Annotated in this window: 9 protein-coding genes; 6 read left to right on the top strand and 3 right to left on the bottom strand. The window is 59.4% G+C overall.

Annotation, left to right across the window (positions count from 1 at the left end; translation table 11 throughout):
* The first annotated feature begins 339 nt into the window (after positions 1-339).
* From V5738_RS12095 to V5738_RS12075, 5 genes are all read left to right on the top strand, one after another.
* Positions 340-1,269, top strand: a complete 930-nt coding sequence (locus tag V5738_RS12095; RefSeq protein ID WP_423824179.1) for a D-ribose ABC transporter substrate-binding protein — start codon at positions 340-342, stop codon at positions 1,267-1,269.
* 45 nt (positions 1,270-1,314) lie between these two features.
* The gene (locus tag V5738_RS12090; protein ID WP_423821057.1) at positions 1,315-1,944 is read left to right on the top strand and encodes a DUF2291 family protein; all 630 of its coding nucleotides are present in this window, start codon (positions 1,315-1,317) and stop codon (positions 1,942-1,944) included.
* A gap of 50 nt (positions 1,945-1,994) precedes the next feature.
* Positions 1,995-3,542 carry a sugar ABC transporter ATP-binding protein gene (locus V5738_RS12085; RefSeq protein ID WP_423821056.1) on the top strand — a complete coding sequence of 516 codons (1,548 nt, stop codon included), beginning with the start codon at positions 1,995-1,997 and terminating at the stop codon, positions 3,540-3,542.
* A 36-nt stretch (positions 3,543-3,578) separates the two neighbouring features.
* Positions 3,579-4,610 carry an ABC transporter permease gene (locus V5738_RS12080; RefSeq protein ID WP_423824178.1) on the top strand — a complete coding sequence of 344 codons (1,032 nt, stop codon included), beginning with the start codon at positions 3,579-3,581 and terminating at the stop codon, positions 4,608-4,610.
* A gap of 258 nt (positions 4,611-4,868) precedes the next feature.
* The gene (locus V5738_RS12075) at positions 4,869-5,624 is read left to right on the top strand and encodes an SHOCT domain-containing protein (protein WP_423821055.1); all 756 of its coding nucleotides are present in this window, start codon (positions 4,869-4,871) and stop codon (positions 5,622-5,624) included.
* A gap of 146 nt (positions 5,625-5,770) precedes the next feature.
* On the opposite strand, the gene V5738_RS12070 is transcribed toward V5738_RS12075, so the two are convergent.
* Positions 5,771-7,591, bottom strand: coding sequence for a putative bifunctional diguanylate cyclase/phosphodiesterase (locus V5738_RS12070; RefSeq protein ID WP_423821054.1), 1,821 nt, complete (start codon positions 7,589-7,591; stop codon positions 5,771-5,773).
* Positions 7,592-8,039: 448 nt separating this feature from the next.
* Here V5738_RS12070 and V5738_RS12065 point away from each other — a divergent pair, with 448 nt between their 5' ends.
* On the top strand, positions 8,040-9,221 hold the full coding sequence (locus tag V5738_RS12065) for a sensor histidine kinase (RefSeq protein WP_423821053.1): 1,182 nt from the start codon (positions 8,040-8,042) through the stop codon (positions 9,219-9,221).
* Between the two features lie 459 nt (positions 9,222-9,680).
* Here V5738_RS12065 and ahpF read toward each other — a convergent pair whose 3' ends face one another.
* Together ahpF and ahpC are read right to left on the bottom strand one after the other, a co-directional pair.
* Positions 9,681-11,273, bottom strand: a complete 1,593-nt coding sequence (gene ahpF, locus V5738_RS12060) for an alkyl hydroperoxide reductase subunit F (protein ID WP_423821052.1) — start codon at positions 11,271-11,273, stop codon at positions 9,681-9,683.
* A 74-nt stretch (positions 11,274-11,347) separates the two neighbouring features.
* Positions 11,348-11,911 carry an alkyl hydroperoxide reductase subunit C gene (gene ahpC / locus V5738_RS12055; RefSeq protein ID WP_423821051.1) on the bottom strand — a complete coding sequence of 188 codons (564 nt, stop codon included), beginning with the start codon at positions 11,909-11,911 and terminating at the stop codon, positions 11,348-11,350.
* Positions 11,912-12,145: the final 234 nt, after the last annotated feature.

The following is a 12,145-nucleotide window of genomic DNA, read 5'->3' as shown; positions in this document are numbered from 1 at the left end:
TGGTTGGGTGGCGGTTCGGTTCAAGCCGACGAGCCACAGCGCGAACAATATATTCGTAGAAATTATAAATGTGCAACCCGGCATCGCAGATGGATTGTCGTTTTAGTTTGTTTGCGGTGCTAAAACTCGCATATTGGCTGTCATAGACCAAAGTCGTAATGAACATAAAATTACAGCCAAGTAAAAATGTACACGGCTTCGCAGCCCCGGCTGAGTGGTCTACACGGCGTGCCGCCATAGACATGCCGTATTTAAGCGATAAGCAAGAGGAGATCGAAAATGAATGGCTATCCCTATCGTCGGCGCCTGGCGCGCTGGCATTGCGCTGCGGTGCTGTTAATGACGTTCTGTGTGTCGGTGGTGTCTGTGACGGCCGGTGCTGCCGATAACAGCGACCAGCAAAAAGGCCAGATCGCGATTCTGGTGAACTCTCTGGACAACCCTTACTACGCGGCCGAGGCCACGGCAGCCAAGCAAGAAGCGAAATCGCTGGGATACGCCCCCTTGGTGCTGTCGCACAACGAGGATGTGAACCGGCAGCACGAACTGATCACCTCGGTGGTCGCCAAGGGCGTTAAAGGCATCATTCTCGACAACGCCGATTCGCAGTCGAGCGTGGCAGCGGTGCGCTATGCCAAGCAGCACGATGTGCCGGTAGTGCTGATTAATCGCGAGATCCCCAAGGACGGCATCGCCATCGCCCAGTTGTCGCACAACAACGTACAGGCAGCCTCGCAGGTGGCCCGCCAGTTCGTGCAGAAGGTCGGTGAGAAAGGCCAGTACGTCGAGTTGACCTGCAACCTCGCGGACAACAACTGCGTGACCCGCTCCAAGGCTTTCCATCGCGTGCTTGACCAGTATCCGGACCTGAAAATGGTCGCGCGTCAAGACGCCAAGGGCGTGCTGCTGGATGCCAAGGAGAATATGGATTCGATCTTGCAAGAGCATCCGAATATCGACGGCGTGATCTGTGGTAACGGCCCGGTGGCTCTCGGTGCCATCGCATCGCTGCAAAACGCCAACAAGGGCGATGTCACGGTCGCCGGCATGGACGGCAGCAACGACGAGATGGCCGCGATCAAAGCCGGCAAGCTTTACGCCACCGCCATGCTTCAGGCTCAGAAGATCGCCAGCGACGGGGTCAGCGAACTCGACAAGTACCTCGAGACCGGCAGTACCGGCCAGTCGGAACGCCAGCTGTACCGCGGCATCCTGATCACCCAGGACAACGCCGACCAGGTGCAGGATTTCTCCTACGGGCAGAAATAAGACAGCCGTATCCGGTACGGATCGCGAGTTAAGGAGAGTTGGATCATGATCGTAGCCGCCCGTCTTATCGTGCTGTGTCTGATAATTGTCTCGAGCTGTGGTTTCGCGCTGGTCAGCCAGCAGGAACTCGCCAAGATTCGTTCGGGCCAGGAATCGACTAAGCGCGATGCGCCGAGTCTGTACACGGACCAGATCGTGCCCTATGCCAAGGCCCATGCGCACGCTCTGGCCAAGGTGCAGAAGGCGCTGGCGGGCGAGCGGTCCTTCGACCAGGTCTGCAAGCAGTACGGCATTCAGAAATCGCAGGCGTTTCCCTGCACTTTCTGGGTGTCGCTAACAGGCACAGTGCAGGCGATCGATCGCGACTCCAGGGCCGGCAAGCTCACGCTTAAAACTGCCGACGGCGATGAGGTGACGGTGCTGATCGGCCCGGTCATCCCCGGCACCGACGTTCGCGACGGCTATCCGAAGCTTTCCTACAGCGATTTCAACAACCAGGACGACTTTGCCGATCTGGCCTCTGCGCTGAACGAGCAGGTCGTCAAGACCGTACAGTCGGCGTCCGGCGAATTGGCGCCGGGGGCCGACATTTCGATCACCGGTGCCTATGCGACCTGGGGCGGCCCGGCCGCCGGTCCGGTCGAGATCACGCCGGTGGCGTTCGAAGCCCCCTGATCCCAGCAGGGTGGCACCTCGCGTTGTTCGATCTGCCAGTGGAGAAAACGATGGCCAATCAAGAGGGCGCCCAGGTCGTGGTCGAGACCCACGATCTGTACAAACGATACCCCGGGACTACGGCGCTAGCCGCCGTCGACTATCGGGTCTACGGCGGCCGGGTGAATTGCCTGATCGGTGAAAACGGGGCCGGCAAATCGACCTTGATGAAAATTCTCGCCGGTGCCGAAACGCCCTCGGAAGGCTATGTGTCGGTCAAGGGCGAGCCCGTGCATCTCGACAGCGTTGCGGCTGCCGAGCGGGCCGGGATCGGTATCGTCTTTCAGGAATTGAATCTGTTTCCCGACTTGTCGGTGGCCGAAAATATCTTTATCGGCCACGAACCCAAACGACTGGGTTTGATCACGGCCAAAGAGCAGAAGCGGCGTGCTGCCGAGCAGCTCAAGCGGCTGGGGCTGGATATCGATCCGGATACCCGGCTCGGCGATCTCTATGTCGGTCAGCAGCAGCTGGTCGAGATCGCCAAAGCACTGATCAAAAACGTCGACGTGCTGATCATGGATGAGCCGACTTCGGCGCTGAGCCAGACCGAGGTCGATGTCTTGTTCGAGGTGGTCCGCGCGCTGCGTGCCGAAGGGCTGGCCATCATCTATATCAGCCATCGCTTGGAAGAAGTGGTCGGCCTGGGGGATCACATCACCGTGTTGCGCAACGGTGAAAAGGTCGCTGAGGATCTGATCGCCAACATCGATATTCCCTGGATCGTATCGGCCATGGTCGGCGGCTCGGCCGGGGCGTTCGACAATCAGCCGGGCTCGGGCTATCCGCCGAACTTCGAAGTCCGCGATCTCACCTTAAAACGTACCAACGGTCTCTATGCTCTGGATCACGTGAGTTTTCAGGCAGGCCGCGGCGAGGTGATCGGCATCTACGGGTTGATGGGCGCCGGGCGTACCGAACTCGTCGAAACCATTTATGGCATTGCGCGCAACGCCAGCGGGCAAATCGTGCTCGATGGCGCCGATCTGAGTCGGTCCAGTGCGATCAAGCGGCTCAAGGCCGGGATTTCGCTGGTACCGGAGGATCGCCAGACCGCAGGCATGATCCAGGGTATGTCGGTGCGCGAGAACATGTCGTTGTCGTCGCTGTCGCGCTATGCCTGGTCGCGGCTGATGCCATGGATACAGCGACGGCGCGAGCAGGCCGATGCCGAGGACATGATTGCCTGGCTGCGTGTGAAATGCGCCAGTGCGGCCGTACCGATGACATCGCTGTCGGGCGGCAATATGCAAAAAGTTGTGATTGCCAAGGCGCTGCTGACCAAACCAAAGGTCATGCTTTTCGACGAGCCGACGCGTGGCGTCGACGTCGGCGCCAAGACCGAAATCTACAAGGCGATGAAAGCGATTGCCGATGAAGGCGTCACCGTGATCTATACCACCTCGGAACTCGACGAAGCGCTCGCGGTATCGGATCGCATCATCGTGATGTCGACCGGCCGGATCACTGCGGATCTGCCACGTACCGATGCGACTCGCGACCGGATCGTCGAATGTTCGGCGCCCACGGCCGGTACCGCCGAGTCTCTGATTTCCTAATAAGGCGAACCAAGGATGTCATTGTTCACCCAGCTCATGCCACAGAACACGCGGGCCAGTACCACGTCGCGTGTTGTACTGCTGATTCTCCGTCTGCGTATATTTCTGGCGTTATTCGCCGTGTTGATCTATTTCGCGGTCACCACCGAGAGATTCCTGACGGTCAACAATCTGTTGATCATGGCACAGCACATCACCATTTTCGGCATCCTCTCGATCGGCATGACCCTGGTTATCCTCACGGCCGGAATCGATTTGTCGGTCGGCTCTGTTGTCGGCTTTGCCGGGATGGTCGCCGGTTATCTGATCATGGAAGGCATTCCGATCGGCGACCAGGTGTTGTTTTTGAGCGTCCCCTCGGTGATTGCCGTGACCTGCTTGGTCGGCCTGGGTATAGGTCTGATCAACGGGCTGCTGATCACTTATCTCAATGTCGCGCCATTCATTGCCACGCTCGGTATGCTCTATGTCATCCGTGGCGCGGCCTTGTTGTCCAACGACGGTTCCACCTTCTCGTCATTGGCCGGCCATGAAGAACTGACCAATACCGGTTTTTTCGTTTTGGGCAGCGGCACGTTTCTCGGCATCGGTACGCCAGTCTGGATTTTGGCCGGATTGACCGCGCTCGCGTTCGTGCTGGCACGCAAGACACCGCTAGGCCGCTATATCTATGCCATCGGCGGCAACGAGTCCGCCGCGGTGTTTTCCGGGCTGCCGGTACGCCGGGTCAAGCTGTTCGTCTATGCCTTTTCCGGGCTGTGCGCCGCGATCGTGGGGTTAATCGTCACTTCACAGCTCCAGACGGCGCACCCGATGACTGGCGATACCTATGAGCTGCGAGCGATCGCAGCAGTGGTGCTGGGCGGTACGGCCTTGGCCGGCGGGCGTGGCACCATTCTAGGGTCGGTGATCGGCGCCTGTGTCATCAGTATTCTCAATGACGGCATGGTGATGTCCGGGATCAGCAACTTCTGGCAAATGGTCATCATGGGGCTGGTCATCATCTTCGCGGTGGTTGTCGATCAAGCACAGCAGCGCCTGGAAAAACGCGTGTTGGTATCGATCTGACCGGTAACCGGCTCCCGGGGCGTGCATTGGTGCCAGACACGTCTTTTCGGCGTGACTGGCGCCGGGGGGCTTGCTGGCGTCGTGACAAGCTTGCCGGTTGGGCTGGCGTGGCGGTGATGGGCGTCCGATATCGGCGCAGCTGACCCGTCATATCGGCCAGCCGGTCGGTGGCCATCGACAAACAGGCGGGATGGTTGATGTCGGTCCGGTCCAGGTAAGCTGGGTCGTGTCTGATCCGGTGAATGCCTGCAAACCCCTATGAATGCGCCCACGAATACCGAACAACATCTGGCCCGGCTGGCCGAGCAGTATGGTTTCAGCCACGAAGCCGTGGCCCATCTGTTCGAGGCCGTGTCTGCCGGCGGTGGTGATATGGCGATGTTCGATCATCCCGAGTACCGAGGGCCGGGCCAATGGATGCGGGGCGGTTTGATCATGATCACGGATCCGGCAGACGGTTTGCTCAAAAACCGCATTGATGCCTTGTGTCATGCGTTGTCGCGTCTCCTTCGAGAATCGACACCGGACACGATCCACCGTCGAATCAGCGATCATGCGCGGGCTTGGGATACTCCGGGCAATCTGCGCCATGCTTGGTGGCCCGCCGAGCTCGGCGAGCCGGCGATCTCCGGCGAAACCGAGCGGCTGGCCTATGCGTATTTCGAGGCGGCCTGCCGATTCGCGATTCGATATGACGGAGCCATCGTGTGGTACGACACCGGTGAGCATCGCCTCACTGGCATCGCTCAGCACAGCGGCGCGAGCCCGGCTGATCTAGTGCTGACCAGCACCCAGGCGGCACTGGCGTTGGCCGAACTGAAACGAATTGAAAGTGTTGAGGACGAAACGTCGGCCCCGGGCTCGATGCCGGGCGGCGCAGTGGCCGGCGAACGTCTGTCGGAAAGCACGGCTATTTTTGAAGCGCTCGAGCGCCTCGCCGCGCTTCGCGACCAGGGCGTGTTGACCGAAGACGAGTTCGTGGCCAAAAAGCAGGAGCTGTTGTCTCGGTTGTAATGCACTGCGTCCGCTCGGTCAGGCGTAGTGCATCGTAGCGGCCGGGTTGCGGCGCCCTGGCTTGGGCGGCGCCGCCGGCTCCGGCGGGTTTTAGTCCGATATGCGGGCGCCCGGTCGAGCCGGAAGGGCGCCGCATCCTGGCCAGTTTATCCGACAGCCGCCTCGATCGCCGGGGCGGAGAAAGCGATATCCTCGGCTGCCATGGGCTTGCTGAATAGAAAACCTTGGGCTTGGCTGCATCCCAGTTGTCGGAGTATTTGCAGCTGGTCCAGTGTCTCTACGCCTTCGGCCACGACCGACAGGCTCAAGGTATCGGCGATTTGAAGGATGCCGTGGGTCAGTTTGCGTGTGATCTGATCTTCTATGATCGGCCGGATAAAGCTCCGGTCGATCTTGAGAATATCCAGGGGCAGCTGCTGCAGGTACCGAAGCGATGAATAGCCGGTTCCAAAGTCGTCTACAGCAAAGCGCACACCGAATCGCCGTAGGGCGCTCATGATATCGATCGCGGTATCGACGTCCGCGACTAGGCTCTGTTCGGTGACTTCAAGGGTCAGGCACTCGGGCGGGAGGCGGTAGTGGTTCAAGATGTCGGTGACGAGACGAATGAAATCACGACGATAGAGTTCACCGCTGGGTACGTTAACCGAAATATAGTCGAAGAATTGGCCGTCGTTACGCCAGCAGGTGGCTTGTTGACAGGCCTGTTCGAGTGACCACCGGGTGAGTTCGCGACAGAGTTCGGGATGCGCTTCGGCCAGCGGTACGAATTCAGCCGGACTGACCTGGCCGTAGACGTCGTCGTGCCAGCGCGCCAATGCTTCGAAGCCGACGAGTTGTTGACTGCGGCAGTCGATGATTGGCTGATAGAACTGCTGCAGCGCATTGTGCTGCAATGCTTCGCCCAGACGAAAAGTCTGATCGTGCTGGCGCGCAGCGAAGGCGTGGCCCGCCGGGGAGTAAAAGCGGACCCCGATCTGTTCGCCGCTCGTAGCATCGACCGCTGCATCGGACAGATCCAGCAGTCCGGCAGCAGTGACGGCGTCGTTGGGGTAGCAACTGATACCGGCCGCGATCCGGATTGGGCGGAACGAACCGTTAATTTCCACCGGCGCGATCAGGCCTTCAACCAGTTTGTGAATACGGGCTGCTGTATCGGTGGGCCGGCCAAGATTGGGGATCACCATGCCGAGCCGGTCGGTGCCAAGACGTCCAATACAGTCGCTGGACCGAAGCCGTTGCTGGAGGCGCTCGGCGACACTCTGTAGCGCGGCATCGCCGCCGCTGCGACCTTCGAGCGTGGTCAACGCTTCGAAATTGGTCAGCCGGATCTGGGCAACAGCCAGCGGCTGGTCTTGTTGGGCGGCCTCGGTCAGTGCTTGGGCGAGCTGCTGCTCGAACAGGCTCGCGTCTGGCAGACCGGTCAGTGCGTCGTGCAGCGTCTCGTACTGAACTGAATTCGCCCAGCTGCGAAAACGCGATTGCTGGTTGAGCTCGTGCTCGACGAGTCGAGCAAACGCTATGAGTTGCTCGCGTTCGTCGTCCGACAGGCGACGCGGCTGGTGATCCAAAATACAGATCGTGCCGACGGGCTGCCCGCTCGGGCCGTTGATCGTGGCCCCTGCGTAAAAGCGAAAATAGGGGGCGCTCAACACTAGGGGATTATCGCAAAACCGGGCATCAAGCTGAGCGTCAGCAATCTCGAGATATGACTGGTCCAGCGCGTGTGCACAAAAACAATGTTCGCGCGGAAGCTCGACAAGGTCGGTGCCGATACAAGACTTGGCCCATTGGCGGCTTTCTTCAACCAGCGTCATCAGGGCGATCGGTGCGCTCAAGACGCTCGATAGGAGACGCGTGTACCGGTCGAATCGCTCCTCGGCCGGGGTATCGAGCAACCCCAGGGCGCGTACTTCGGCCAGACGTAGTGATTCGTTTCGAGCGATTGAGGGTGGGCAGCGACTCATACGTTCACAGATAAGCAGGCCACATTGTTCCCATGCTTATCGACCCACCCCGACGAAACTTGAGTGAATAATCGAGATATTTTCTTATATGTTTGAACGGGATCATGTGACCAGGGGTCGCCACCCCGGCCAAGCTGCGCGCTGGGCGTACGGATACAAGGCCAGATTGCGATATGCTATCGCAGAGCGTATCGACCGAAACGTTAAAGTCGTGCCCGGTCTGGAATGCGGCGCATTGACCCCACGTCTGACAGGGCGGTTTGCCTTACGCTCCGGCTTTGAGCGGCCACCGCAGTGTCCGGCACAACTGAGGGCATGCCGGCCACATATTCGTTCAGCGGACCGGGGCAGGGAATGGCGGGCATGCCGGCGTAGCGAACCGTTCGTGGGTTGGGACCCTCCAGTACGTTCGAATCAGGATGATCTTCGTTTTTTGCTTAGTTGAGACATGCCAAAGAAAACGATCGAGTACCGTCTAAGACAGCAGTCGTTGATTTCGGAACTAGGGCTGCAGGCATTGCAGAATCGCGACCTCGAGCACCTAGCGCACGATGCGGCCCGGCTGGCGGCCAAGGGGGTGCTTTCGAACCTGGCCAAGGTTCTGGTTTATCGGCCAGAGACAAACGATTTTTTTGTCTATGCCGGGGTCGGCTGGAAACTCGGCGTGGTGGGGAATGCGACTATCGAGGGAGGGCTGAATTCACCAGCCGGCTATGCGCTGCATACGCGCAGGCCGGTGATTTCGAACCACCTCGGACAGGATTCGCGTTTCCGCACGCCAGAGCTGCTTGCAGAGCATGGGGTCGACAAAGCGATCAATGTGATCATCCAGGGAACCGGCGAGCCGTTTGGGCTGCTGGAGGCGGATACGTCGAGTAGCCATTCGTTTGACGAAGACGATGTCGCGTTTCTGCAGTCGCTGGCGAATGTGCTCGCATCGGCGCATGAGCGGGGCGCGGCTGAACAGGCTCTCGAGCGTACGGTTCGTGAAAAGGACGTGCTGCTCAAAGAAAAAGAAACCCTTCTCGATGAGCTCAATCATCGCGTCAAGAACAACCTGCAGGTGGTTAGCAATCTGCTGTCTATCGAGACGTCGCGCCTCGATGATCCCGAGGCGCGGCGACGTTTTCGTGCGGTACGCAACCGGGTCACCACGCTCGGCCAGCTACACCAGTATCTATACCGATCCGGTCGCGCCCGGGATATCGATTTCGGCCAGTATCTGGAAGAGCTCTGCGCGAACCTGCATGCGTTCTATGCCTCCGAGCAGGCCGGTATCAATATTGAAACCGATGCCGAGCCGGTGCATGCCGATCTCGATCGGGCGATTCCGCTAGCCTTGATTGTGAACGAGTTGATTGCCAACAGCACCAAGCATGCTTTCCCGGAGGGGGAATCGGGTACGGTGCGCGTTACGCTGCGTAACGAATCCGGCTACTTGACTTTAGTGGTCGCCGACGACGGCCGGGGGGCGCTGGACAACGGCGCAGGGGGCGAAGGCCGAGAACTGGTGACAGAACTGGCCCGTCAGATCGATGCCGACATTCAGACCCGTGTCGATCAGGGGATGACGATCACGATCAAAGTGCTGAACGATTCGCTGCGTGCCGAGGCTTCGCGCGCCGGTTGAGGGCCCGTGGTTCGGGCATATTCCAGCTGAACGCGGCGGTTATCACGTGACGAGTGTTCTGGGCGGCTGTACACCGAACCAAAGACGGCGGCGTGTCTAGATATCCCGTGTGCAGCAAGGCGGCAGCTGTTCGCGTAGGGTTTTTATAGCAGGCTGACGAACAAACCTAGCGAGACCGGGGGCGGCGTGTAGTGCGGCGTTTGCGCTGGTGGGTTCTGGGCCAGGCGCGAAGACGTCGATTCAGCGGCTCGATATGGTTTCATCGGGCATTGCGCCCTACGTTATCCGGTCAAGCCGAGGGCCACCGGATCGGATCGAGCGATCGGCTTCAGGCGAATCGGTCGTCGATCGCCTGCAATTCCAGCATTAAAACTCTTTAAAAAAAGCGGCCTGCCGAATACGACAGGCCGCACGGCTGACAAATGGTCGCCCGAACGATCGATGTGGGTGCGCCAGGTCTTAAGCGGTCTCGGAAGCTTCCGGCTCGGCTGCATTCTCGACCGGCGCCGACTTGCGAATCAGATAGTCGAAAGCGCCGAGCGAGGCGGTTGCGCCTTCGCCCATGGCGATCACGATCTGCTTGTAGGGCACGGTCGTAACATCGCCGGCGGCGAACACGCCAGGGATCGAGGTCTGACCGTGCTCGTCGGTAATGATCTCGCCGCGTGGCGTCATATCGACTACGCCGTTGAGCCAATCTGTGTTCGGAATCAGGCCGATCTGGACGAACACGCCTTCCAGGGCGATATCGTGCATCTCGTCGTTGGTGCGGTCGAGATACTTCAACCCGGTGACCTTTTTGCCATCGCCGACCACTTCGGTGGTCTTGGCGCTGGTGATGATGGTTGCGTTGCCCAGGCTGCGAAGCTTGCTCTGCAATACGGCATCGGCGCGCAGACTGTCTTCGAACTCGACCAGCGTCACATGCGAAACGATACCGGCCAGATCGATCGCAGCTTCGACCCCGGAGTTGCCGCCGCCGATCACTGCGACGTGCTTGCCCTTGTAGAGCGGGCCGTCACAGTGCGGGCAGTAGGCGACACCGCGATTGCGATATTCTTCCTCGCCCGGCACGTTCATCTGACGCCAGCGGGCACCGGTGGATAAAATGATCGAGCGCGACTGCAGGCTGGCGCCCGAGTCGAGTTTGACCTCGAACAGATCGCCCGGTACCAACTCGGCCGCGGTTTGCGGCTTCATGATGTCGACCTCGTAGGACAACACATGCTGCTCGAGCTGGGTCGCCAGCTTCGGGCCTTCGGTTTCTTGTACCGAGATGAAGTTCTCGATCGCGGCGGTATCCAAGACTTGGCCACCGAAACGATCCGCGACTACGCCGGTGCGAATGCCCTTGCGCGCGGCATAAATGGCTGCGGATGCGCCAGCCGGGCCGCCGCCGACGACCAATACGTCGAAGGGATCCTTGGCGTCGATTTCGGCGGCATCGCGCTCGGCAGCACTATCGTCGATACGGTTGACGATCTCTTCCAAGCTGATACGACCGGAATGGAATGCCTCGCCGTTGAGGAAGATCGTCGGCACCGCCATGACGTCGCGCGATTCCACTTCGTCCTGAAAGTGGGCACCGTCGATCATGGTGGCATGCACATTGGGATTGAGCACGGCCATCACGTTGATCGCCTGTACGACATCCGGGCAGATCTGGCACGACAGCGAGATATAGGTTTCGAAATGAAACTCGCCGTCGAGGTTCTCGACCTGCGCGATCACTGAGTCGCTGGCCTTGACCGGATGTCCCCCCGCCTGCAGCAGCGCCAGTACGAGCGAAGTGAACTCGTGGCCGCTTGGAATGCCGGCAAAGCGTAGGTGCATGTCGCTGCCGGCACGGGTGATGTTGAAAGAGGGCTTGCGCTCGTTGTCGTCGCGGGATTCGTGCAGCGAGATCTTGGGCGATAGCGCGGCCAGCTCCTCGAGCATCGACAGCATATCGGTCGAGCCCTTGCCCTCGTCGGCCGAGGCTACGATCTCGATGTCGTGCTCGATCTTATCGAAGTGGGCCGTCAGCTGTTGCTTGATGTTGTCATCCAACATGGAAGGATCGCTCCGTTGATGCGAGGAAGGCCGGCCTTGCGGCCGGCCTTATGAACCGTGGGGGTTCGAGTCGCTTAGATCTTGCCGACCAGATCCAGCGACGGGTTCAGAGTTTCCTCACCTTCTTTCCACTTGGCCGGGCAGACTTCGTCTGGGTGGGCGGCCACGTACTGTGCCGCGCGGACTTTGCGCAACATTTCGTTGGCGTCGCGGCCGATGCCTTCGTCGTTAACCTCGAACAGCTTGATTTGGCCTTCAGGGTTGATCAGGAAGGTACCGCGCAGGGCCACACCTTCGTCTTCGACCATCACTTCGAAGTTGCGCGCCAGGGTGCCGGTCGGATCGCCGATCAGCGGATACTGGACCTTGCTGATTGCCTCTGAGGTGTCATGCCAGGCCTTGTGCGCAAAGTGCGTATCGCAGGATACGCCGTAGACTTCGACATCGCGCGAGGAGAATTCCTCGTACAGGTCGGCCAGGTCCTCAAGCTCGGTCGGGCAGACGAAAGTGAAGTCGGCCGGGTAGAAGCACAGAACCGACCACTGACCCTTCAACGTTTCGTCTGAAACCTCGACGAATTCACCGTTGTGATAGGCGGAGGCCTTGAACGGTTTGACGAACGTGTTGATAAGGGACATATCGACTCCTATTAGACTAAAGGTCTAGAACGAAAGTCTAATTCTTCATGACCTAGGAGCCAAAATGAAATCTATTATTAAAATGCTGTCGATAGTCTTTGGCTATTGAAAAGAGGGTGTCTATCTGCCTTCCGAGGGGGCCCGAACAATATCTAAAACCGGGCAAATATTTAAGATCAAGAGAGGCGTCGACGCAGAGGGCGTCGGCGAAAAAAAACCTGAAAACAACGACGG

Origin of the sequence: Salinisphaera sp. SPP-AMP-43, assembly GCF_049568105.1 — a bacterium.
In the GTDB taxonomy this organism is placed as follows: Bacteria; Pseudomonadota; Gammaproteobacteria; order Nevskiales; family Salinisphaeraceae; genus Salinisphaera.
Note: the sequence above shows the minus strand (reverse complement) of the source record. Positions and strands in the feature narration are given on the sequence as shown.

Bases quoted from the DNA above. Each gene is read 5' to 3' on its own strand.
- V5738_RS12065 (WP_423821053.1), top strand. From the start codon at position 8,040: ATGCCAAAGAAAACGATCGAGTACCGTCTAAGACAGCAGTCGTTGATT.
- V5738_RS12080 (WP_423824178.1), top strand. From the start codon at position 3,579: ATGCCACAGAACACGCGGGCCAGTACCACGTCGCGTGTTGTACTGCTG.
- V5738_RS12075 (WP_423821055.1), top strand. From the start codon at position 4,869: ATGAATGCGCCCACGAATACCGAACAACATCTGGCCCGGCTGGCCGAG.
- ahpF (WP_423821052.1), bottom strand. From the start codon at position 11,273: ATGTTGGATGACAACATCAAGCAACAGCTGACGGCCCACTTCGATAAG.
- V5738_RS12095 (WP_423824179.1), top strand. From the start codon at position 340: ATGACGTTCTGTGTGTCGGTGGTGTCTGTGACGGCCGGTGCTGCCGAT.
- V5738_RS12090 (WP_423821057.1), top strand. From the start codon at position 1,315: ATGATCGTAGCCGCCCGTCTTATCGTGCTGTGTCTGATAATTGTCTCG.
- V5738_RS12085 (WP_423821056.1), top strand. From the start codon at position 1,995: ATGGCCAATCAAGAGGGCGCCCAGGTCGTGGTCGAGACCCACGATCTG.
- V5738_RS12070 (WP_423821054.1), bottom strand. From the start codon at position 7,591: ATGAGTCGCTGCCCACCCTCAATCGCTCGAAACGAATCACTACGTCTG.
- ahpC (WP_423821051.1), bottom strand. From the start codon at position 11,911: ATGTCCCTTATCAACACGTTCGTCAAACCGTTCAAGGCCTCCGCCTAT.